Here is a 21322-nt window from a genome sequence, read left to right as displayed (position 1 = left end):
GCACGGACGCCGGCTCGATCAAACGACTTGCTTTCGCACACGCGAGGCTCTTTGCATGAAGCCGATGACCAGCGCTCCATCGGCCCTTGCCGCACCCGACGTCACGCACAGGCTGAAGGCCCTCGGCCTCATCCTCGTCACCTTCTTCTTCTTCGCCTGCCTCGACACCACGGCGAAGTATCTCGGCGAGGTGCTCTCCCCCGTGCAGATCGTCTGGATGCGCTTCTTCACCCACTTTCTGCTCGCGATGGCGATCTTCCGGCCATGGCGGGCCTGGAGCTTCTATCTGCCGCGCAAATGGCCGCTGCAGGTCCTGCGCGGTCTCCTTCTGCTCGCCACCACGATGCTCAACTTCCTCGCCGTGCAGCGACTCCAGCTGACGGAAACGGCAGCGATCTTCTTCCTCGCCCCATTCATCGTCACGGCGCTCGCCGGCCCCTTCCTCGGCGAATGGGCCGGGCCCCGCCGCTGGGCGGCGATCGTCATCGGCTTTGCCGGCGCGCTTCTCATCATCAAGCCCGTGCCCGGCGCTTTCCAGCCGGCGTTGCTGATCTCGATCGCCGCGACCACCTGCTATGCCGGCTATGTGCTGTTGACGCGCCGCCTCGCCGGCAAGGAGACGGCCGAAAGCATGATCATCCTGCCGGCGGTGATCGCCGGCTTCGTGATGCTGCCGCCCGGCCTCTCCTTCTGGAAGGAGGTGCCGGACACCTTCCACTGGTTCCTGCTCCTGATCACCGGCCTTCTCGGCGGCCTCGGCCACTGGTTCCTGATCAAGGCACACGAGCTCGCCCCAGCGCCGGTGCTCGCCCCCTTCGTCTACACCCAGCTCTTGTGGATGACGGCGCTCGGCTTCCTCGTCTTCGGCGACGTGCCGCCGGTCTCGACCGCGCTCGGCGCGGCCGTGATCATCGTCAGCGGCCTCTATCTCCTCTACCGCGAGCGGCGCGTCAGCGACGTGGTGAAGCTTGATCAGGGCATCTGACGGCGGCGGGCCGGTCCTGCGCTTTGCGCCGAGCCCCAACGGCTTCCTGCATCTGGGCCACGCCTATAGCGCTCTCCTCAACGAATCCGCCGCCGCAAGGCTCGGCGGCCGGCTGCTTCTGAGGATCGAGGATATCGACCCTTCCCGCTCGCGCCCCGAATTCGTCGCGGCGATCATGGAAGACCTTTCCTGGCTTCAAATTTCCTTCGACGAGAATGTGCTCTTCCAGAGTGCCCGCCTCGAAGCCTATCGGGCGGCGCTCGAGGAGCTTTCCCGCCTCGGTCTCCTCTACCCGGCCTTCCTCAGCCGGGCGGAGATCGCCGCCGCCGTCGCCGAGAAGGAAGGAACGCAAGGCACCTGGCCGCGCGATCCGGATGGCACCCCGCTCTATCCGGGCAACGAGAAGGACTGGCCGCAGGCCCGCCGGGCCGAGGCGATCGCCTCGGGAAAGCCGCATGCGCTCCGGCTCGACATGCAAAGGGCGCTCGCGGGCGTGCCGGCGCTTTCCTGGCGCGAGAACGACCCCTTTTCGGGCGAAGAGGAGAGCGTGCCCGCCGATCCCGCCGCCTGGGGCGACGTCATCCTCGCCCGCAAGGAAGTGGCGACGAGTTACCATCTCGCCGTCACCCTCGACGACGCCTTCCAGGGCGTCACGCATGTCGTGCGGGGGATGGACCTGAAACCCTCGACGGCCGTCCATCGGCTCCTGCAGCAGCTCCTGTCGCTGCCCGTGCCGCTCTACCAGCACCATCGGCTGATTCTCGGCGAAGAGGGGGAGAAGCTGGCGAAATCCGCCGGCTCCACCTCGCTGCGCGACCTGCGCGCCGCGGGCGCCACGCCGCAGGAAATCCGGGCGAGCCTCGACCTTCCTAGCCCGTAATCAGGCGGACCACGAAGAGCCAGAAACTAACGGTGGCGACGCCGCCCGCCGAGGAGATCAGCGTGGCGTTGGAGGCAAGCGCCTCGCCGGTGCCGAAGCGGTTGGCGATGAGGAAGGCGTTGACGCCGGTCGGGCTCGCCGCGACGAGCACCATCGCCGCGGTCGAGAGCGGCGAGAGACCGACAAGCTCGGAGACAACGAGAACGACGGCGGGCATGACGACGAGCTTCATGGCCGCCAGCACCGAGGCGGCCGGAACGTTGCGGGCGATGCCATAGCGCGCGAGCCCCATGCCGCAGGCAAAGAGCGCCAGCGGGCCGGCGATGTCGGCGAGGCTGTCGACCAGCTCTCCCATCAGCGCCGGGATCGGCAGGGATAGGAAATGCCACAGCCCGCCCGCGAGAATGCCGAGGACGATCGGATGGCGGATCAGCTCCAGGAGGAAGCCCCGCACCATGCCGGCGCGGCTCGTGCCCTCCGGCGCAAGCCCGTCCCGGCTGCGCGCCCAGGTGTTGAGGAGGAGGCTTGCCGCCATCATCACCGGCAGATGCACCGAGACGAGGATGAGGACCGCGACCATTCCCGGCTCGCCGTAGGTGGCGCGCACCAGCGGGATACCGATGAGGACGGTGTTGCCGAACCCCGCCGAGACGCCGGCGACGACGCCCGAGCGCGCATCGCGGCCGAAGACCCGCCGCACCAGCATATGGGCGACCGTCCAGGTGACGAGGACGCCGGCGAAATAGGCAAGCCACAGCCGCCAGGGATCGACGCCATGAAAATCCGCCCGCGCCAGGGTGCGGAAGAGCAGCAGCGGGATGGCGATGGTGAAGACGAAATCGGCGAGCGCGTCGCCGGTCTCCGCCGACAGGAGCCGCGAGCGCGCGGCAAGATAGCCGATACCGATCAGGCCGAAGATGGATAGGACAATGAAGACGGTGTCGGACATCGGGGGGATCGCTTCTCGCCTTTCTCCGCATAAGGCCGATGGCGCGCATTGGACAGTGGCTTGATCCGCAAGAGCGAAACGGCAAGGAAGGGCGGCCCGACCCGGGCACGACCGATCATCCGCGGAAAGACCGACGCCATGACCCGTTCCATTTTGATCACCGGCTGTTCGTCCGGCATCGGCCGCCACTGCGCCCTCGGCATGGCGAGGCGCGGCTGGCAGGTCTTCGCCACGGCGCGGCGGGACGAGGACGTGGAAGCGCTGAGGGCCGAGGGCCTGCGCGCCCTTTATCTCGACTACCGCGACGAGGACACGATCGTCTCCGCGCTTGCCGCGGTGCTGATGGCGACCGACGGCCGCCTCGATGCGCTCTTCAACAATGGCGGCTATTCGCAGCTCGGCGCCGTGGAGGATCTTCCCGGCGCGGCGCTGCGCGAGCAGTTCGAGACCAATTTCTTCGGCTGGCATGAGCTGACGCGCCGGGCGATTCCGGTGATGCGCCGCCAGGGCAAGGGCCGCATCGTCATGACCTCCTCGGTCCTCGGCGTCATGGCGCTCGGCTACCGGGCCGCCTATGTCTCATCGAAATTCGCCGTCGAGGGCTACACCGACGCCCTGCGCATCGAGCTCGCCGGCTCGGGCATCGACGTCGTCAGCCTTCAGCCCGGCCCGATCGCCACGAAGATGTCGGAGAACTCGCTCAAGGTCTTCCGCCGCACCATCGATGCGGAAAATTCGGTTCACAGGGATTACTACGCCCGCCGCATCGCCTCGCTGGAAAAGGGCGGCAACACCGCCGGCCAGCTGGGCCCGGAAGCGATGCTGGAGGTGCTGGTGAAGGCCTGCGAGGCGCCGCGCCCGAAGACACACTATCCCGTCACCTCGCAGACGCGCATCGCCGGCGCCGGCCGCCGCTTCCTGCCCCGCGGCATCCTCCACCGCCTCGCCGTGAAGATGACCGGCTGAGGCGCGCGCTTCAGCCTTGCGCACCGCTCTTGAGAGCGCGCCATTTGCGTCCATCCTCCGCCTGTCGTAAGCCGGGCGCTGTCGTCAAGGAAGGTTTACACCCATGGAGTATCTCGGTGTCGTCGCGGTTTTCGCCGTCCTGGTAGTGCTGCTCCTGGGGCTGTGGAACATGCTGCGCGGCGGCAGCTCCAGCCGCTCGCAGCAATTGATGCGCTGGCGCGTCGGCCTGCAGTTCGTCGCCATCATTATTCTGATGTCCGGCCTGTGGATCGCAACGCACTGATCTCGCCCGGTGTGCCCCGTTCGCAACAATCGGGCAAAATAAAGTCGATCTGCGGGCAACAACCGCCTCGGTTTGTTGCCTGGTTCTAAGTCCCCCCGTTAAATCTCCGTTAATCGGGGAAGGGGCGGCAATGCGGAAAATCCTGTTCTTTTTCGGGCTTGCCTTGGCGCTCGCCCAAGGCGCCGCATCGGCCGCAGACCTGCCGGTACCGAGCGAAGAGATCGTCTACGCGCCCGAGCCCGTATCCACCTACAAATTCATCGAGGAAGTCCGCGTCGGCCCGTCCGTCTTCGCCATCGACGAGCGCAGGCGCCTCACCCGTCACGAGGAGGGCGTCTTCCTCAACGGCGAAGTGATCTTCGGCAACCCAATGACGCCCTTCGACAACCGGTTCGCCGACTTCCTGCTTCGCCCGCGCCCGCATATCGGCACGACGATCGCCACGTCCGGCGGCACGAGCCAGGTCTATGCCGGCCTCACCTGGGACCTTTACCTCACCGACTGGCTGTTCCTGGAAGGCACTTTCGGCGGCACCGTGCACAACGGCGATACCGGCAGGACCGCCAACGGCCCCCGCCTCGGCTGCTCGGCCCTCTTCCGCGAAAGCGCCGGCATCGGCGTCGCCGTGCGGAACTTCGTCGTCGTGGCCGCCGTCGACCATTCCTCGCATGCCGGCCTGTGCGGCGTGAACGACGGCCTTACCCATGCGGGCGTGAAGGTCGGCTACCGCTTCTGAGGCCTTTTTGCGGTCGAATTCCGCCGCGCCCCTCGCGCGGCGCCTCCGCCTCGGCCTATAGAGCCGTTCACGCGCTCGGTGCGGCGGAGACGAAATGGTCATTCTCAACAAGATCTACACGAAGACCGGCGACGACGGCACGACGGCCCTCGGCACCGGCGAACGCCGGCCGAAATACGATCTGAGGGTCGAGGCCTACGGCACCGTCGACGAGACGAACGCGGTGATCGGCCTCGCCCGCTCCCATCTCGACGCGGCCCTCGGCGAGGCGATCACGGAGGTCGACGCCATGCTGGCGCGCATCCAGAACGACCTCTTCGACCTCGGCGCCGATCTTGCCTGCCCCGACGACGGCACACCGCTCGATTATGAGCCGCTGCGCATTGTGCCGAGCCAGGTGGAACGGCTGGAACGCGACATCGACCACCTGAACCGCGATCTGTCGCCCCTGCGCTCCTTCATTCTGCCCGGCGGGGCGCCGGCGGCGGCGGCGCTGCACCTGGCGCGCACCGTCTCGCGCCGCGCCGAGCGCCTCGTCGTGGCCCTCGCCACCCACGAGCCGGAAAAGGTCGGCCCGACGGCGATCCAGTACATGAACCGGCTCTCCGACTTTCTCTTCGTCGCCAGCCGCTGGGTGAACGGCAAGGGTGAGGCGGATATCCTCTGGGTGCCGGGGCAGAACCGATGAACGCCCGCTAGGCCTTCGCCCGGTGTTCCTGCCAATCCACGACGACAACCGGCTCGTCCATGTGCGGCGAGCCTGGGTGAATTACGCGCTGATCGCGGCCAACGTCGCCTGCTTCTTCCTCGCCGGCGGCCTCAACGCCACCCTCGTGGAGGCGAATGCGCTTTCCTTCGGCCTCATCCCCTCGGTGGTGAACGATATCGCCGAATTGCCTCCGAACCTCGTGGTCATTCCCGAGGCGCTGAGCTTCCTCACCTACGCCTTCATGCATGCCAGCCTCATCCATCTGGGCGGCAACATGCTCTTCCTGTGGGTGTTCGGCGACAACATCGAGGATGCGATGGGCCATGCCCGCTACCTCCTCTTCTATCTGCTCGGGGCGGCGGGCTCCGGCTACATCTACACGCTCGCCGAGCGCAGCTCGGAGGCGCCCCTGATCGGCGCCTCGGGCGCGGTGGCGGCGGTCGTCGGCGCCTATCTCGTCCTGCACCCGAAGGTGAAGCTGTGGATCCTCGCCTTCGGGCGTATCCCGCTCCGCCTTCGCGCCTGGTGGGTGCTCGGCGCCTGGCTCGTGTTTCAGGTCGCCAATCTCGTCATGGCGACGCCGGAATCCTCCAAGATCGCCTGGTGGGCACATATCGGCGGCTTCGCCATCGGCGCGGTGCTCGTCGTGCCGCTGCGCCGCAAGGCGGTGCCGCTCTTCGACCGCAAGCTCTCGCCGCCACCGCTCAACCGCTGAGGCGTCCCGCTCAGCTCGCCGGGATGCCGCGATGGTAGTCCTTGCCCCAGAGCTGCTTGAGCCGCCGGTCGCGTCCGCAGCCCTCGCGGTAGCCCTTGTAGGCGGAAGCCTTCGTCACGTAGCCGAAGCGCGACAGGATCCGGTCCTGGCTCCGGTAGTAGTTCTGGTGATAGGCCTCGGCCGGCCAGAACGGACCCGCTCTCGTGATCTCCGTCACGATCGACTGGCCGAGATCCTTGGCGATCGCCTCCTTCGAGGCTTGGGCCTCCTTCAGCTGCGCATCGTCGAGAGCGAAGATGGCCGTCTTGTAGCTCTCTCCCCGGTCGCAGAACTGCCCGCCCGCATCGACGGGATCGACGGAATGCCAGAACACGTCGAGAAGCTTGTCGTAGGAGGCGACGGCGGGATCGTAGGTCACTTCCACCGCCTCCTTGTGCCCCGTCCCGCCGGCGGTGACCTCATGATAGGTGACGTGATCGACATGCCCGCCGGTGAAGCCGGAAATGGTTTCCTTGACGCCCGGCACCTTGTCGAAATCGGCCTCCACGCACCAGAAGCAGCCGCCGGCGAAGATGGCGCGCTTCAGCCCGCCCGGCGCATCCACCGAGGGCGGCGCGGCCTCGCTCGTCGCCTGGGCGGCCGCCGGTCCCGTCGCGCCCGCGGCAAGGACGAGCGCGGTTCCCGCCGCGGCGATGAAAGTGACGAAGGCTCTGAAGCTGAACGGCATGGCATCTTCCTCTTCCTTGCGGAATCTCCGCAATGCTTGGACGAGGATATGGGAACGCCGCAACCGCCGGCGAGGCGTCTCACAGGGGTTTGAGAGGGCGTGTGCGCCCGCTCCCCGATGCGCGACGACGGCTTCTTTCCCACCCGGCACGCTCTTGCATGCGCCGAACGGCAAGGCTAACCGGAGGCCGTCTTTGTGGAGTGATGCGCGATGAAAGTTCTCGTCCCGGTCAAGCGGGTCCTCGATTACAACGTCAAGGCGCGGGTCAAGGCCGACGGTTCCGGCGTCGATCTCGCCAACGTCAAGATGTCCATGAACCCCTTCGACGAGATTGCCGTCGAGGAGGCGATCCGCCTCAAGGAGGCCGGCACGGTGGAAGAGATCGTCGTCGTCTCCGTCGGACCCACCCAGTCGCAGGAGACGATCCGCACCGCGCTCGCCATGGGCGCCGATCGCGGCATCCTGGTGGAGGCCGAGCAGGCTGTGGAGCCTCTCGCCGTCGCCAAGATCCTCAAGGCCATCGTGGAAGAGGAGAAGCCGGAGCTGGTCGTCATGGGCAAGCAGGCGATCGACGACGATTGCAGCCAGACGGGCCAGATGCTTTCCGCCCTTCTCGGCTGGTCCCAGGGCACCTTCCTGAAGGAGATGAAGCTTCAGGACGGCAAGGCCGAGGTCACCCGCGAGGTCGATGGCGGCCTGCAGTCGATCGCGATCACGCTGCCGGCCGTCGTCACCGCGGATCTGCGCCTCAACCAGCCGCGCTACGCCTCGCTGCCGAACATCATGAAGGCGAAGAAAAAGCCGATCGATATGAAGAAGGCCGCCGATTACGGCGTCGACACCGCCCCGCGGCTTCAGGTCGTGGAAACGCGCGAGCCGCCGAAGCGGCATGCCGGCGTCAAGGTCGGCTCGGTCGCCGAGCTCGTCGACAAGCTGAAGAACGAAGCCGGCGTGCTCTGAGAGGAAAGCCCGATATGACCATTCTCCTGATCGCCGAACACGACAATCAGAGCCTCAACGAGGCGACCGCCAAGGCGCTTTCGGCCGCCACGGCCATCGGCGGCGACGTCGACATTCTCGTCGCCGGCAAGGACGCCGGCCCGGCCGCCGAGGCGGCCGCAAAGCTTTCCGGCGTGCGCAAGGTGCTGCTCGCCGAAAGCGAGGCGCTGGAACACCGCCTCGCCGAGCCGGTCGCGGCGCTCGCCGTCTCGCTGGCCGAGGGCTACGACGTGCTCATCGCCCCGGCGACCACCGACGGCAAGAACATCATGCCCCGCGTCGCCGCCCTTCTCGATGTCATGCAGGTCTCCGACATCATCGAGGTGGTCGGCCCCGACACGTTCCGCCGCCCGATCTATGCCGGCAACGCCATCCAGACGGTGAAGTCGGGCGACGCCAAGAAGGTGATCACGGTCCGCGCCTCCTCCTTCTCCGCCGCCGGCGAAGGCGGCTCGGCCTCCGTCGAGACCATCGAGGCGCCAGCCGATCCCGGCCTTTCGAGCTATGTCGGAGCCAAGATCCAGGAGAGCGAGCGCCCCGAACTCGCCGCCGCCAAGATCATCATCTCCGGTGGCCGCGCCCTCGGATCCAAGGAGAAGTTCGACGAGGTGATGCTGCCGATGGCAGACAAGCTCGGCGCCGCGATCGGCGCGAGCCGCGCCGCGGTCGATGCCGGCTACGCGCCGAACGACTGGCAGGTCGGCCAGACCGGCAAGATCGTCGCGCCGGACCTCTACATCGCCTGCGGCATCTCCGGCGCCATCCAGCATCTTGCCGGCATGAAGGATTCCAAGGTGATCGTGGCGATCAACAAGGACGAGGAGGCGCCGATCTTCCAGGTCGCCGATTACGGCCTCGTCGCCGATCTCTTCACCGCCCTGCCGGAGCTTTCCGCCGAGCTGGACAAGCAGGCCGGCTGACCCTTCGGGCCGGCGCGGCAAGATGGCTCGCGCCGGCCCGGATTTTGTTGCGCCGCACGCTTCCCCTTTCCCTGTGCCTGCTTGATACTCTAGATCGTGGCAGGGTTTGTTCGACAAACGGACAAGAGACCGCGTTAAGAGAGACACCCATGGCGGACGAGATTAGGACGGTCGGTGTGGTGGGTGCCGGCCAGATGGGCGCCGGCATCGCCCATGTCTGTGCGCTCGCAGGCTACAACGTCATCCTCTACGACATCGCCGAGGACAGGCTGAAGGCGGCGCTGGCGACCGTGGAGGGCAACCTTGCCCGCCAGGTCTCCTCCGGCAAGATCGACGACGAGGAGCGCAAGCGCTCCCTTTCCCGCATCACCGCCACCCGTGGGCTGGAAAAGCTCGCCGCGGCCGATCTCGTCGTCGAATCGGCCACCGAGGACGAGACCGTCAAGCGCAAGATCTACGCCGAGCTCTGCCCGATCCTCGATCCGGAGACGCTGCTGGCCACCAACACCTCCTCCATCTCCATCACCCGCCTCGCATCGGCCACCGACCGGCCGGAGCGCTTCATGGGCATTCATTTCATGAATCCCGTGCCGGTCATGGAGCTGGTGGAGCTGGTACGCGGCATCGCCACGGAGGATTCGACCTTTTCCAAGGCCAAGGTCTTCGTCGCTTCGCTCGGCAAGACGATCGCCGTGGCCGAGGATTTCCCCGCCTTCATGGTCAACCGCATCCTCATGCCGATGATCAACGAGGCGATCTACACGCTCTATGAGGGCGTCGGCACGGTGGACGCCATCGACACGGCGATGCGGCTGGGCGCGCATCATCCGATGGGACCGCTGCAGCTCGCCGACTTCGTCGGCCTCGATACCTGCCTGTCGATCATGCAGATGCTCTATGAGGGGCTCGCCGATTCCAAGTACCGGCCCTGCCCGCTTCTGGTGAAATACGTCGAAGCCGGATGGCTCGGCCGCAAGACCGGCCGAGGCTTCTACGATTACCGCGGCGATACGCCCGTTCCGACCCGCTAGATCGTGACGGCCACTCCCGCCCCAGCCGGCGAGATCCTTCTCAGCCGCTCGCTCCTCTATGTGCCGGCCGACAAGGAGCGCGCGCTCGCCAAGGCCCCCGGCCTCGCCGCGGACGGCATCATCTACGACCTGGAAGACGCGGTCGCCCCCGATGCCAAGGAGACGGCGCGCGAGAATCTGCGGGCTGCTCTCGCCGAGCCGTCGCAAAAGCTCCGCCTCGTGCGCATCAACGGCCTCGACACGGAATGGGCGACGGAAGACCTCCTGGCCGCGCTTGCCGCCAGGGCCGAGGCGATCCTGGTGCCGAAGGTGGACGGGCCGCAGACGCTGGCGACGGTCGCCTCCGCGCTGGAGGAAGCCGACGCGCTTTCCCGCGTCCGCCTCTTTGCGATGATCGAGACCCCGAAGGCGATCCTGAACCTGCGGGAAATTGCGGCCCTTGCCGAGAAGCTGCCGCTCGCCGGCTTCGTCCTCGGCCTCAACGACCTTGCCAAGGATACCGGCGTCACGCCCGGCCCGGAGCGCGCGGAATTCGTGCCCTGGATGCTCTCGGTGATCGCCGCCGCGCGCGCCTATGGGCTGCTGGCCATCGACGGGGTCCTCAACGCGCTCGACGACGAGGACAGGCTTGGCGCCGAGTGCCGGCAGGCGCGCGCGCTCGGCTTCGACGGCAAGAGCCTTGTCCATCCTGCCCAGATCGGCCCCGCCAATGCCGCCTTTGCGCCGAGCGAGGCGGAGGTGGCCGACGCCGAGGCCATCCGCGCCGCCTTCGCCGATCCGGCGAATGCCGGCAAGGGCGCGCTGCGCGTGGCCGGGCGCATGGTGGAGCGCCTCCACCTTCAGAGCGCCGAAAGACTACTTGCGAAAGCCGCTGTCATCACCGAGAGGGATCGGACATGAAACTCTACCGTCTTCTGACCGGGCTGGACGACCCCGCTTTCTGCAAGCGTGTCTCCGCGGCCCTCAACCAGGGCTGGGCGCTGCACGGCTCGCCTTCCCTGACCTTCAGCCCTGAGGCGAACCGGCCGATCTGCGCCCAGGCGATCGTCAAGGAGGTCGAGGGCACCTACGACGAGGAAAGTTCGAAACCCGATTTCAGCCTCGGCGACTATTGATCGCCCCCGCGATGACGACGCAGTGCAGCAATTACGTCCGGCCGCGTTTGCATCGCGTCATGGGCACGCTATGAAGGGATCAAGGAGCGTTCGATGACAGATACTTCCGAAAGCCGGCGGCCCCTCTCGCCCTTCGTGCAGATCTTCCGCTGGCCGGTCACCATGGCCGCCTCGCTCGCCCATCGCATCACGGCGATGGTGCTCTATGGCGGCTCCATCCTCTTCGCCTTCTGGCTGGTATCGCTCGCCTGGGGTCCGCAGGCCTTTGATTTCGCCACCATGCTCTTCGGCACATGGCTCGGCTGGCTGGTGCTCTTCGTCTTCACCTGGATGCTGATGCAGCACATCATGGGCGGCATCCGCCACTTCATCTGGGACACGGCGATGGGCCTCGACAAGCCCACCGTCGATCTCATGGCCAGGGCGAGCATGATCGGCGGCATCGGCCTGACGCTCATCCTTTGGATCGCCGTTCTCATCGCCCTATAGGATCACCCATGCGCACAATGCTCTCGCAGGTCCGCGGCCTCGGCTCGGCGAAGGAAGGGACCGAATCCCACCTGATCCGCCAGCGCATCACGGCCTACGCCAACCTGCCCCTGATGATCGCCTTCATCCTGATCGTCGTCTCGCTGATCGGCGCCGATTACGACACGGCCCGCGCCCGCATCGGCAATCCGATCGTGGCGGCGATCATGGTCGCCCTCGTCTACAACGTCACGACGCATATGCGCATCGGCATGCAGTCGGTCATCGAGGACTACCTCCAGCACGAAGGGCTGAAAGCGGCGGCCTGGATCGCCAATTCGCTCTACACCGGCGGCCTTGCCGTCGTCGGCATTCTTTCCATCCTGATCATCGCCTTTGGAGGCTGATTTGGCGTCGAACGGCCAGAACGGAAAATCGAACGGGGCAGGAGAGCCCGGCGGCGCGCCCGCCCGCAACGGCACGGCCTACCCGGTCATCGACCACACGGTCGACGTCGTCGTCGTGGGCGCCGGCGGCGCCGGCCTGAGGGCCGCCCTCGGCGCCGCGCAGGCCGGCCTGCGGACCGCCTGCCTCACCAAGGTCTTCCCCACCCGCTCCCACACCGTGGCGGCCCAAGGCGGCATCTCGGCCGCGCTCGGCAACATGGGCGAGGACGACTGGCGCTGGCACATGTACGACACCGTCAAGGGCTCCGACTGGCTCGGTGACCAGGACGCGATCGAGTATCTGTGCCGCAACGCGCCGGAAGCCGTCTACGAGCTGGAGCATTGGGGCGTGCCCTTCTCGCGCACGGAAGAGGGCAAGATCTACCAGCGGCCCTTCGGCGGCATGACCACGCGCTACGGCGAGGGCACGGCGCAGCGCACCTGCGCGGCCGCCGACCGCACCGGCCACGCCATGCTGCACACCATGTACGGCCAGGCGCTGAAGCACTCCACGCAGTTCTACATCGAGTATTTCGCCCTCGACCTCCTGATGGAGGACGGCCATTGCCGCGGCGTGATGGCGCTGTGCATGGAGGACGGCACCCTCCACCGCTTCCGCGCCCACCGCACGATCCTGGCGACCGGCGGCTATGGCCGCGCCTATTTCTCCTGCACCTCGGCGCATATCTGCACCGGCGACGGCAACGCCATGGTGCTGCGCGCCGGCCTGCCGCTGCAGGACATGGAGTTCGTGCAGTTCCACCCGACCGGCATCTACGGCGCCGGCTGCCTGATCACCGAGGGCTCGCGCGGCGAGGGCGGCTATCTGACCAATTCGGAAGGCGAGCGCTTCATGGAGCGCTACGCCCCCTCGGCGAAGGACCTCGCCTCGCGCGACGTCGTCTCGCGCGCCATGACCATCGAGATCCGCGAGGGCCGCGGCGTCGGCAAGGAAAGCGACCATATCGAGCTGCATCTGGAGCATCTCGATCCGGCCGTGCTGCACGAGCGCCTGCCCGGCATTTCGGAGACCGCCAAGATCTTCGCCGGCGTCGACGTCACCCGCGAGCCGATCCCGGTCCTGCCGACGGTCCACTACAACATGGGCGGCATCCCGACGAACTATCACGGCGAGGTGCTGACCAAGGTCGGCGGCGATCCCGACAGCATCGTGCCGGGCCTGATGGCCGTCGGCGAGGCGGCCTGCGTCTCGGTCCACGGCGCCAACCGCCTCGGCTCCAACTCGCTGATCGACCTCGTCGTCTTCGGCAGGGCCGTGGGAGCGCGCTGCGCCGAGACGGTGATGCCGGACGAGCGCCATCCCGACATCGCGCCCGCCGCCGACGAACTGGCGCTCTCGCGCCTCGACCGCGCCCGCAACGCCAAGGGCGGCACGCCGACGGCGGCCCTGCGCGCCCGCATGCAGAAGGTCATGCAGTCGAACTGCGCCGTCTTCCGCACCGGCGAGGTGCTGGAGGAGGGACGCATGCTCATCGACGAGGTCTGGCGCGGCGCCGAGGACATCGCCGTCTCCGACCGCTCGCTCATCTGGAACACCGATCTCATCGAGACGCTCGAATTCCAGAACCTCATCACCCAGGCGGTGGTGACGATGGAATCGGCGGCAAGCCGCACCGAGAGCCGCGGCGCCCATGCCCGCGAGGATTATCCCGAGCGTGACGACCAGAACTGGATGAAGCACACGCTCGCCTTCCTCGACGAGGCGGCGCACAGCGTCACGCTGGAGGACCGGCCGGTCCACACCTACACGATGTCGAACGACGTGCCCTATATCGAGCCGAAGAAGCGCGTCTACTGACGCAATCTGCCGGCACGCCGGAAGCGAATTGAAAAGGCCGGGCGTTTCGCCCGGCCTTTTTGTCTGGCGCCTCCCGTTGGCACCTTGTTGTCCCGATGTCTTCAGTTCACCCGTTCAGTTCACCAGGCGGATGCGCTCGGCGATCTGGTCGAAGATGTCCTGGAAGACGCCCTTGAGGTCGCCGGTCGCCCCGGTGGCGTAGAAGTTCTTCTCGCTCGAGGCGCAGTTCACCAGAAGGTCCGTCGCCGGCCCCGGCTCCAGATCGTAGGCGATGGTGAAGATCTCGATGCCGTCGGCCTTCACGTTGGTGCAGACCTCCTGCGTCACGATATCGGCGGCCTCGACGGAAACGTCGCCGCCGGGACCCTGTACCGGCACCGTCTGCTCGCCATCGGTCAGAAGGATCATCACCTTCTTGGTTCTCTTGCCTTCCGCGCTGTCGGCCGCCACGCCCTCTTCATAGGGCGGAACGTCGGTCAGCACATGCCAGCCCATCTCCGAGGCCAGCGAGATATTGGTGAGGCCGCCATTGGGGATCGGCTTCATCTTGCCGAGCTGGGTGCGCAGGATGCCGTAATCGTCGGTCAATTCCTGAAGGACGAGCTGGAACTTGTCGTAGTTCTCGCAGAGCTTCGCTTTCGCCTCGGCCTCGCTGCCCGGCTCAGCCTCCGTCAGCCACTCGATCTGCCCCGGCGGCGTATCTTCCTCGCCGTCGGCCAGCCGGTAGTTGGAGAAGGCCCAGCGGCTCGCCTCCTGCACCGGGTTCGGCTCGGCATCCTCCACCGAATAGGGATAGTCGCGGTTGTAGGTGCAGGCGAGGTAGTCGTTCGCCCAGTCGGCCGAGGCGAGACCGCGCAGATAGCGCCCCGAAACGGGCGCGTAGACGAACTCGGAGAACGGCACGAAGCCGATCTTGGCGTCGGCGTCGGGATTTTCCTCAAAGGCGGCGAGGAAGCTCTCCGCCGCATCTTTCATGCGCCCCCACTTGCCCGAAGTCTGCATGGACGTCGAATAGTCGAGAACCATGACGATCTCGGCATTCGCGGTGCCGGGAATATTGGCGGCTGCCAGCGCGTGGTAGCTGAGGCTCGGAATGCCGACGACCTGCAGCAGCGAGGAGGGCAGGGCATCATCGGCGGTAACGGTGATGCGCCCCTCGCCGAGGGTGATGGCCGGCTCGGGCGCTGTCGAGATTCCGAGGCGTGCGACGTTCGCCCAGTAGGATTGGCGCGCCGTCTCGATCGCGTCGACGCCCTCCAGCCGGGCCGCCTTCGCCCCGGCGATCGCCGCCGCGTCCGCGGCATGCTGCACGCCCGCCTTCATCGTGTTGAGGCGCGAGAAATCGACGGCCCCAGCCGCCAGGCCGAGAAGCGGGATGAGCGCCAGCGCAAAGAGGATTGCGACGACGCCTTCCTCCTCGCTGCGATACTGCCGGGCGATGCCCGCGAATCTGAAAAAGACGCGACCCTTCCGCAAGGTCCTGCGCGCCAGAGCCATGGTGGCCTCCCGTTTGCCGCCATGCTCCGACTTCGCATTTAAGATAAGATGTGGAGCTATGCTTAACGTTCTTTCCCGCGCGCGGCGCCATCCAGATCTTTCGCAAGTCTGCCCGCGCGCCCATCTCGGGCCGGTCAATACCGGCGTGCCCACAGAGCCGGGAAGGAAAGGTTAACCCTCCAGCCGCTACGATCCTTGCCGTCCGCCGACGGATTCGACAGATTTCCTAAAACTTTAACGAAGAATAGCCGAGGGGCCGGAATTGGGACAACTGTGGCAGAGGCTGCGGGACGCGGCAGTGCCGGCTCTCATCGATGCGGGCTACGGCATGGAACGCCTGCCCGGCAGGGGCCGCGCCAATAACTGGCTGATTTCGCGCAACGGCCGGGAGCGCCGGGCCTGCCTTCGGACCGCCGCCGATCGCTGGATCGCCTTTCCGCCGACCGGCACGGGCTGGAAGACGCTCGACGAGGTCGACATCGTCATCATCGCCACGGTGGACCGGGTGGAGAACCCGCAGGCGATCGAGATCTACCTTCTCGGCGCCGACGAGGTGCGCAGCCATTTCCAGGCCGCCTACAAGGCCCGCCAGGCCGCCGGCCAGCGCCTGACGAAGAATTTCGGCATGTGGGTCGCGCTCGATCTCCTGGAGAACGAGGATGTGCGCCACGCCGGATCCGGCATCCTGGCCGGCCATGAGCCGGCCGCGCGTCTTTCCCTTGCGGAACTCGACGGCGCCGACGAGGCCATCGCCGGCGCCGATGTCGCCGGCCGCCCCCGCGACCAGATCGTGCGCATCCTCGACGCCGCGCGCGGCGCCGTCGCCGAGATCACCGGCCTGCCGGTCGACAAGGTCCGCCTCTCGCTCAGCCTGGATCTCTGAAGGCCCGGTCTCCTTCAGGCGGCGACCGGCGCCGCCGGCCTGTCTCGCGATCTATTTCGGAGGCAGGCGGATCGCCCCGTCGAGACGCACCGATTCGCCGTTCATGTAGTCGCTCTCGCAGATGAAGCGCACCAGCCGGGCATATTCGTCCGGACGGCCGAGGCGCTTGGGAAAGGGCACGCCGGCGGCGAGCGCCTCCTGCACCTTCTCCGGCATGGTGGAGACCATCGGCGTCATGAACACCCCCGGCTGGATGCAGCAGACGCGGATGCCGTATTCGGTGAGGTCGCGCGCCACCGGGAGCGTCATGCCGAGGACGCCGCCCTTGGAGGCCGAATAGGCCGCCTGTCCGATCTGACCGTCCGTTGCCGCAACGGAGGCGGTGACGACCATCACGCCCCGGCAGCCGTCCTCCGTCACCGGCTCCTGCTGCGCCATGGCGAGCGCCGAATGGCGGATCACCCGGTAGGTGCCGAGGAGGTTGACCTCCACCACCTTGGAGAAGGATTCCATGTCGTGGCACTTGAGCTCGCCGCTGTTGCGGTCGGTGGAGACCGTCTTGCGGCCGAGAGCGATGCCGGCGCAATTGACAAGGATCCGTTCGACGCCGTTGATCTCGCGCGCCTTTTCGAACCCGGCCTTCACGCTCGCCTCGTCGGTGACGTCGACCTTCACGAATGCGGCGCCGATATCGTCGGCCGTCCGGATCCCGTGCTCCTCGTTCATGTCGAAGATCGTCACGCGCACGCCCTCGCGCGCCAGCATGCGCGCCGTTCCCTCGCCGAGGCCGGACGCGCCGCCCGTGACGACGGCGGCAAGGTTGCTGTCGAGCTTCATGCCTCACTCCCTTCAGCTTCGTTGGCGAGCGTCATAGCCGGGCCGGCGCGCTTGCGAAAGCGCCCATCGGGCCCTACCTGCCCTCTGAGGAAAGGGAGAGAGAATGGCCCGCAGCATACCTGAAATCGAAATCCTCGGTCCTGAGGATGCCGCCGACAAGGAAGCCCGCATTCGCCGCGCCTTCTGGCCGACGGTGAAGAAGGCGCTGCGCGTGATTCCCTTCATGGACGAGGTGGTGGCCGCCTACTACGCCATGCTCGATCCGCGCACCCCGATGCGCGCCAAGCTGACCGTGATCGGCGCCCTCGCCTATTTCGTCACGCCCTTCGACCTGGTGCCGGACGTCATTCTCGGCATCGGTTTCCTCGACGACGCCTCCATCCTGGCGGCCGCGCTCGCCGCCGTTTCCTCTTCCATCCGCGAGGAGCATCGCGAGGCGGCGCGACAGGCGCTGGCGGAAGAAACCGGGGCACAGGGCTTTGCCGCCTGAACGTCCTGCAAGTGCTTCGTCAAAATCTGGCCGCTTTTGCGACAACAACCCTTGCCGCGCCGTCGCCGCAACGCCGGCCTCGCCTGTTGAAGGCAATTCGCGAGCGGAATTGCGGCAAGGCGGTGCGCGTTCATGATTTAGTAACCTTGACGACCCATTTGTGAACGGGCCGCAAAGGGCCTCGGCCCTGCGTTTGAGCGGGGGCACCAACTGCAAACCATCTGAAGCGGGACAGGCATGCTACGGACAATTCTCACCAGCGCTTTTCTGATCGCCGCGACGGCCGCCTACGCCCAGACGCCCAATTCCCTCGGGCAGTTCAACGATTGGACGGCCTGGAGTTATCCGGGCGACAAGGGCACGGTCTGCTTCATTCATTCGGTGCCGAAGAAGGAAGCGCCTTCCAGCCTCAATCACGGCAAGGTCGCCTTCTTCGTGCGCACCAGCCCCTCGGAGAACATCTCTCACGAGGCGAACTTCGTTGTCGGCTATGCCTTCGAGGACAAGTCGACGGTGACCGTCGATATCGACGGCAAGAAGTTCACCATGTTCACCAAGGGCGACAGCGCCTGGCTTCTCAACGCCGCCGAGGAGCCCGAGCTCTTCGCCGCGATGAAGGCGGGCAAATCGATGAAGATCACCGGCACGTCGCGCCGCGGCAACGAGACGAGCTACGAATACTCCCTCTCCGGCGTCACGGCCGCGAGCGACAAGGTGAGCTCCACCTGCAAGTAGGGAAAGGCTTCGGCGACCTAAGGGCCGTCTGAAGACCGTCAGGCGAGCGGGCCAGCCCCCGGATACCGGGGCCCGGCCCGTTTTCGTCCGCCGCGCCCTGTGGTAAGAGCCCGGCAGAACCACCAGATGATGAAGATGAGCCTCCAGACCCTCACGCCGGAGCGGCAGGCCGCCCCGGCGCAATCTGCATTTCCGGCAAAGCCGTCCCTCCTCGGCATGGACCGCTCGGCGCTCGCCGCCGCGCTGGGCTCCATTGGCGTGCCCGAGCGCCAGCAGCGGATGCGGGTGGCCCAGCTCTGGCACTGGATCTATCTCAGAGGCGCCTCGTCCTTCGAGGCGATGGGCAATGTCGGCAAGGACCTGCGCGAAAGCCTCGCCGAAAACTTCACCCTGGCGCGGCCGGAGATCGTTTCCGAGCAGGTCTCCGTCGACGGCACGCGCAAATGGCTTTTCCGTTTCCCGGCCGAAGGCGCCGGCCGTCCGGTCGAGGTGGAGACCGTCTACATCCCCGAAGAAGGCCGCGGCACGCTCTGCGTGTCCAGCCAGGTGGGCTGCACGCTGAACTGCACCTTCTGCCATACCGGCACGCAGAAGCTCGTGCGCAACCTGACCGCCGGCGAGATCGTCTCCCAGATCCTGATGGCGCGCGAGCGGATCGGCGATTTTCCCGATCTGGCGACGCCGCAGGGCGCCATCGTGCCGTCGGAAGGCCGCCTCGTCTCCAACATCGTCATGATGGGCATGGGCGAGCCGCTCTACAATTTCGACAATGTGCGCGACGCGCTGCTCATCGCTGCCGACGGCGAGGGCCTGTCGCTGTCCAAGCGCCGCATCACCCTTTCCACCTCCGGCGTCGTGCCGGAGATCGCCCGCACCGGCGATGAGATCGGCTGCATGCTGGCGATCTCGCTGCACGCCGTGCGCGACGACCTGCGCGACGAGATCGTGCCGATCAACCGGAAATGGCCGCTTGCCGAGCTGCTTCACGCCTGCCGCAACTATCCGGGCCTTTCTAACGCCCGCCGCATCACCTTCGAATACGTCATGCTGAAGGGCGTCAACGATTCGCTCGCCGAAGCGCGGGAGCTGGTGCAGCTCCTGAAGGGCATCCCCGCCAAGATCAATCTCATCCCGTTCAATCCCTGGCCGGCCAGCCCCTATGAATGCTCCGACTGGGACCAGATCGAGCTCTTCGCCGAGGTGGTGAACCGGGCCGGCTATGCCTCGCCGATCCGCACCCCGCGCGGGCGGGACATCTTCGCCGCCTGCGGCCAGCTGAAGAGCGCATCGGAACGGATGAAGAAGCGCGAGCGCGAGGCGGTTTCCGCCGTCGCGGCTGGGGCCTGACCCTTCCGGCATGGCCCGGATCTGGCGCATCCTCTTCGTCATTCCGCTCGCCTTCGTCGCCGCCTGCTGGGCGGCCGCGGCGGTGCTCTTCTTTTCCGTGCCGCCCGCCCTCCAGGCAGGCGAGACGCTCGCCGAATACGCCGCCAAGGCCGGCTTCGTCTCCTTCATCGCCGCCCTGGTCGTCGGTGCCGTCGCGGGCATCCCCTCCTTCCTTGTGGTGCTTTTTGCCGAGAGCTTCGGCTGGCGCTCATTGATCCTGCATCTCGTCTTCGGCGCGCTTCTCGGCGTCGTGGCGGTGGTGCTCGGCATCGCCTCCCCGCCTCCGGTCGAGCCGCGCGACATCGTCATCTTTGCCGGGGCGGGCGCCGTCGGCGGCTTTGTCTACTGGCTGATCGCCGGCCGGCGGGCCGGGCTTTGACCGGCCGTGAGGCGTTTGGCCGGCCACTCGCCGCTTGCGCCGTGGCGGCACATCACTACCTTTCGCGCGGCACCCTTCCGGAGGTTTTCTAGAATGCGCCCCGTCCTTGCCTTGCGCCTCGGCGCCCTCTTCCTCGCTGCGATGCTGCTATCCTCCTGCGGCGTCAACACGATCCCGACCTATGAGGAGCAGGCCAAGGCCGCCTGGAGCCAGGTGCAGAACCAGTACCAGCGGCGCGCCGATCTCGTGCCGAACCTCGTAGAGACGGTGAAGGGCTTTGCGCAGCAGGAGCGCGAGGTGCTGACCTCGGTCGTCGAGGCCCGCGCCAAGGCGACGCAGACCACGCTCAACGTCGATCCGACCGATCCGGAAGCCATGCGCCGCTACCAGGAGGCGCAGGGCGAGCTCGGCGCCGCCCTCGGCCGGCTTCTCGCCATCACCGAGAACTATCCGGACCTTAAATCGAACCAGAACTTCCTCGCCCTGCAGTCGCAGCTGGAAGGCACGGAGAACCGCATCGCCGTCGCCCGCCGGGACTACATCGAGGCGGTCCGGAAATATAACACCGAGCTGAAGACCTTCCCCGGCCGGCTCTGGGCGATGACGCTCTATTCCGGCTACGAGCCGATGGCGAACTTTTCGACCGCGCCGGAGAACGCCGACGCGCCGAAGGTCGATTTCGGCACGGGCGGCGCCGCGCCGCAGCCGGCCAACTGAGGCTCAGGGACCCGCACCGCGCCTTGCGCCTCCTCCTCGCATTCTTTCTCCTTATCGCGGCCGCCCTGCCGGCGGCTGCCCAGGATTTTCCGAAGCTCACTGGCCGCGTCGTCGACGAGGCCGGGCTCCTCTCGCCAGAAGAGGAGGCGGAGCTGACGGCACTGTCGAAGGATCTTGAGGACAAGACCACCGACCAGCTCGTCATCGCCACCATCCCCTCGCTCGGGGACCGCACCATCGAAGAATACGGCGTCGATCTCGGCCGCGCCTGGCAGATCGGCCAGAAGGACAAGGATAACGGCGTCCTCCTCCTCGTCGCGCCGAACGAGCGGCAGGTGAGGATCGAGGTCGGCTACGGGCTGGAGCCGGTGCTGACCGACGCCATCTCCAGGCTGATCATCGAGGGCTCCATCATCCCCCGCTTCAAGGCGGGCGATTTTCCCGGCGGCATCCAGCGCGGCACGGAGGATATTGTCGCCGTCCTCGGCGGCGACCGGGATGCCTGGCTGGAGCGGGCGAGGGAGCGCGTCCCCGAAGAGGATATCGGCTCCACGCTTTTCACCATGTTCTTCTTCGCCGTCTTCTTCATCATGGTCTTCTCCGGCCTCTTAGGCGGCGGGGGGCGAAGGCGCGGGCCCTTCATCGGCGGC

At 66.8% G+C, this 21322-nt stretch carries 26 protein-coding genes; 22 read left to right on the top strand and 4 right to left on the bottom strand.

Translation table 11 applies throughout. The features are described 5' to 3' along the window. Positions 1–55 precede the first annotated feature (55 nt). Together CLD20_RS05310 and gluQRS are read left to right on the top strand one after the other, a co-directional pair. Complete coding sequence (locus tag CLD20_RS05310) at positions 56–985, top strand: DMT family transporter (RefSeq protein WP_224405568.1); 930 nt, start codon at positions 56–58, stop codon at positions 983–985. Beyond that, positions 972–1865 carry a tRNA glutamyl-Q(34) synthetase GluQRS gene (gluQRS, locus tag CLD20_RS05305; protein ID WP_224405954.1) on the top strand — a complete coding sequence of 298 codons (894 nt, stop codon included), beginning with the start codon at positions 972–974 and terminating at the stop codon, positions 1863–1865. The genes CLD20_RS05310 and gluQRS overlap by 14 nt, the downstream gene beginning before the upstream one ends. Here the strand turns inward: gluQRS and CLD20_RS05300 are convergent. Beyond that, positions 1855–2814: an AEC family transporter gene (locus tag CLD20_RS05300; RefSeq protein ID WP_224405567.1), complete on the bottom strand. Its 960-nt coding sequence runs from the start codon at positions 2812–2814 to the stop codon at positions 1855–1857. The two genes, gluQRS and CLD20_RS05300, sit on opposite strands and share 11 nt — an antisense overlap. 138 nt (positions 2815–2952) lie before the next feature. Here CLD20_RS05300 and CLD20_RS05295 point away from each other — a divergent pair, with 138 nt between their 5' ends. From CLD20_RS05295 to CLD20_RS05275, 5 genes are all read left to right on the top strand, one after another. Next, entirely contained in the window at positions 2953–3780 is an 828-nt protein-coding gene (locus tag CLD20_RS05295; RefSeq protein ID WP_224405566.1) for an SDR family NAD(P)-dependent oxidoreductase, read from the top strand. Between the two features lie 103 nt (positions 3781–3883). Continuing rightward, positions 3884–4063: a twin transmembrane helix small protein gene (locus tag CLD20_RS05290; RefSeq protein ID WP_224405565.1), complete on the top strand. Its 180-nt coding sequence runs from the start codon at positions 3884–3886 to the stop codon at positions 4061–4063. A 130-nt stretch (positions 4064–4193) separates the two neighbouring features. Continuing rightward, a complete protein-coding gene (locus CLD20_RS05285; RefSeq protein ID WP_224405564.1) occupies positions 4194–4799 on the top strand; it encodes an acyloxyacyl hydrolase in 606 nt (201 codons plus the stop codon). Between the two features lie 94 nt (positions 4800–4893). Next, the gene (locus tag CLD20_RS05280) at positions 4894–5487 is read left to right on the top strand and encodes a cob(I)yrinic acid a,c-diamide adenosyltransferase (RefSeq protein WP_224405563.1); all 594 of its coding nucleotides are present in this window, start codon (positions 4894–4896) and stop codon (positions 5485–5487) included. 22 nt (positions 5488–5509) lie between these two features. Beyond that, positions 5510–6223 (top strand): rhomboid family intramembrane serine protease, encoded by a 714-nt coding sequence (locus CLD20_RS05275; RefSeq protein WP_224405562.1) that lies wholly within the window; start codon positions 5510–5512, stop codon positions 6221–6223. 10 nt (positions 6224–6233) lie between these two features. Here CLD20_RS05275 and msrA read toward each other — a convergent pair whose 3' ends face one another. Further along, entirely contained in the window at positions 6234–6950 is a 717-nt protein-coding gene (gene msrA, locus CLD20_RS05270; protein ID WP_224405561.1) for a peptide-methionine (S)-S-oxide reductase MsrA, read from the bottom strand. Between the two features lie 210 nt (positions 6951–7160). Here msrA and CLD20_RS05265 point away from each other — a divergent pair, with 210 nt between their 5' ends. The 8 genes from CLD20_RS05265 (at position 7161) to sdhA (ending at position 13748) form a co-directional block, all read left to right on the top strand. Beyond that, complete coding sequence (locus CLD20_RS05265; protein WP_224405560.1) at positions 7161–7910, top strand: electron transfer flavoprotein subunit beta/FixA family protein; 750 nt, start codon at positions 7161–7163, stop codon at positions 7908–7910. A gap of 14 nt (positions 7911–7924) precedes the next feature. Then, positions 7925–8869 (top strand): electron transfer flavoprotein subunit alpha/FixB family protein, encoded by a 945-nt coding sequence (locus CLD20_RS05260; protein ID WP_224405559.1) that lies wholly within the window; start codon positions 7925–7927, stop codon positions 8867–8869. A 149-nt stretch (positions 8870–9018) separates the two neighbouring features. Continuing rightward, on the top strand, positions 9019–9900 hold the full coding sequence (locus CLD20_RS05255) for a 3-hydroxybutyryl-CoA dehydrogenase (protein WP_224405558.1): 882 nt from the start codon (positions 9019–9021) through the stop codon (positions 9898–9900). A gap of 3 nt (positions 9901–9903) precedes the next feature. Next, positions 9904–10800, top strand: a complete 897-nt coding sequence (locus tag CLD20_RS05250) for a CoA ester lyase (RefSeq protein WP_224405557.1) — start codon at positions 9904–9906, stop codon at positions 10798–10800. Next, on the top strand, positions 10797–11015 hold the full coding sequence (locus tag CLD20_RS05245) for a DUF1737 domain-containing protein (RefSeq protein ID WP_224405556.1): 219 nt from the start codon (positions 10797–10799) through the stop codon (positions 11013–11015). Before CLD20_RS05250 ends, CLD20_RS05245 begins: the two co-directional genes overlap by 4 nt. Positions 11016–11108: 93 nt before the next feature. After that, positions 11109–11504: a succinate dehydrogenase, cytochrome b556 subunit gene (sdhC, locus tag CLD20_RS05240; RefSeq protein WP_224405555.1), complete on the top strand. Its 396-nt coding sequence runs from the start codon at positions 11109–11111 to the stop codon at positions 11502–11504. Positions 11505–11512: 8 nt separating this feature from the next. Next, the gene (gene sdhD, locus CLD20_RS05235; RefSeq protein ID WP_224405554.1) at positions 11513–11890 is read left to right on the top strand and encodes a succinate dehydrogenase, hydrophobic membrane anchor protein; all 378 of its coding nucleotides are present in this window, start codon (positions 11513–11515) and stop codon (positions 11888–11890) included. 1 nt (position 11891) lies between these two features. Then, positions 11892–13748, top strand: a complete 1857-nt coding sequence (sdhA, locus tag CLD20_RS05230) for a succinate dehydrogenase flavoprotein subunit (RefSeq protein WP_255599498.1) — start codon at positions 11892–11894, stop codon at positions 13746–13748. A 114-nt stretch (positions 13749–13862) separates the two neighbouring features. On the opposite strand, the gene CLD20_RS05225 is transcribed toward sdhA, so the two are convergent. Then, a complete protein-coding gene (locus tag CLD20_RS05225; protein WP_224405553.1) occupies positions 13863–15245 on the bottom strand; it encodes a pilus assembly protein in 1383 nt (460 codons plus the stop codon). A gap of 298 nt (positions 15246–15543) precedes the next feature. Between CLD20_RS05225 and CLD20_RS05220 the strand changes: the two genes are divergently transcribed. Next, complete coding sequence (locus tag CLD20_RS05220) at positions 15544–16128, top strand: hypothetical protein (protein ID WP_224405552.1); 585 nt, start codon at positions 15544–15546, stop codon at positions 16126–16128. Positions 16129–16179: 51 nt separating this feature from the next. On the opposite strand, the gene CLD20_RS05215 is transcribed toward CLD20_RS05220, so the two are convergent. Then, complete coding sequence (locus tag CLD20_RS05215) at positions 16180–16965, bottom strand: SDR family oxidoreductase (protein ID WP_224405551.1); 786 nt, start codon at positions 16963–16965, stop codon at positions 16180–16182. Between the two features lie 103 nt (positions 16966–17068). On the opposite strand from CLD20_RS05215, the gene CLD20_RS05210 reads away from it, so the two are divergent. From CLD20_RS05210 to CLD20_RS05185, 6 genes are all read left to right on the top strand, one after another. Next, positions 17069–17455 (top strand): YkvA family protein, encoded by a 387-nt coding sequence (locus tag CLD20_RS05210; RefSeq protein WP_224405550.1) that lies wholly within the window; start codon positions 17069–17071, stop codon positions 17453–17455. Between the two features lie 237 nt (positions 17456–17692). After that, entirely contained in the window at positions 17693–18190 is a 498-nt protein-coding gene (locus CLD20_RS05205; RefSeq protein WP_224405549.1) for an invasion associated locus B family protein, read from the top strand. Positions 18191–18319: 129 nt separating this feature from the next. Continuing rightward, on the top strand, positions 18320–19537 hold the full coding sequence (gene rlmN / locus CLD20_RS05200; RefSeq protein ID WP_224405952.1) for a 23S rRNA (adenine(2503)-C(2))-methyltransferase RlmN: 1218 nt from the start codon (positions 18320–18322) through the stop codon (positions 19535–19537). Between the two features lie 10 nt (positions 19538–19547). Next, positions 19548–19955 (top strand): hypothetical protein, encoded by a 408-nt coding sequence (locus tag CLD20_RS05195; protein ID WP_224405548.1) that lies wholly within the window; start codon positions 19548–19550, stop codon positions 19953–19955. A 93-nt stretch (positions 19956–20048) separates the two neighbouring features. Beyond that, positions 20049–20672 carry a LemA family protein gene (locus tag CLD20_RS05190; protein ID WP_224405547.1) on the top strand — a complete coding sequence of 208 codons (624 nt, stop codon included), beginning with the start codon at positions 20049–20051 and terminating at the stop codon, positions 20670–20672. Between the two features lie 23 nt (positions 20673–20695). Further along, positions 20696–21322: YgcG family protein (locus CLD20_RS05185; protein WP_224405546.1), on the top strand; the 627-nt coding region annotated here is incomplete at its 3' end.

The organism is Afifella sp. IM 167, assembly GCF_020144925.1.
Lineage (GTDB): Bacteria > Pseudomonadota > Alphaproteobacteria > Rhizobiales > Afifellaceae > Afifella.
This window is presented reverse-complemented; position numbering and strand designations above follow the sequence as displayed.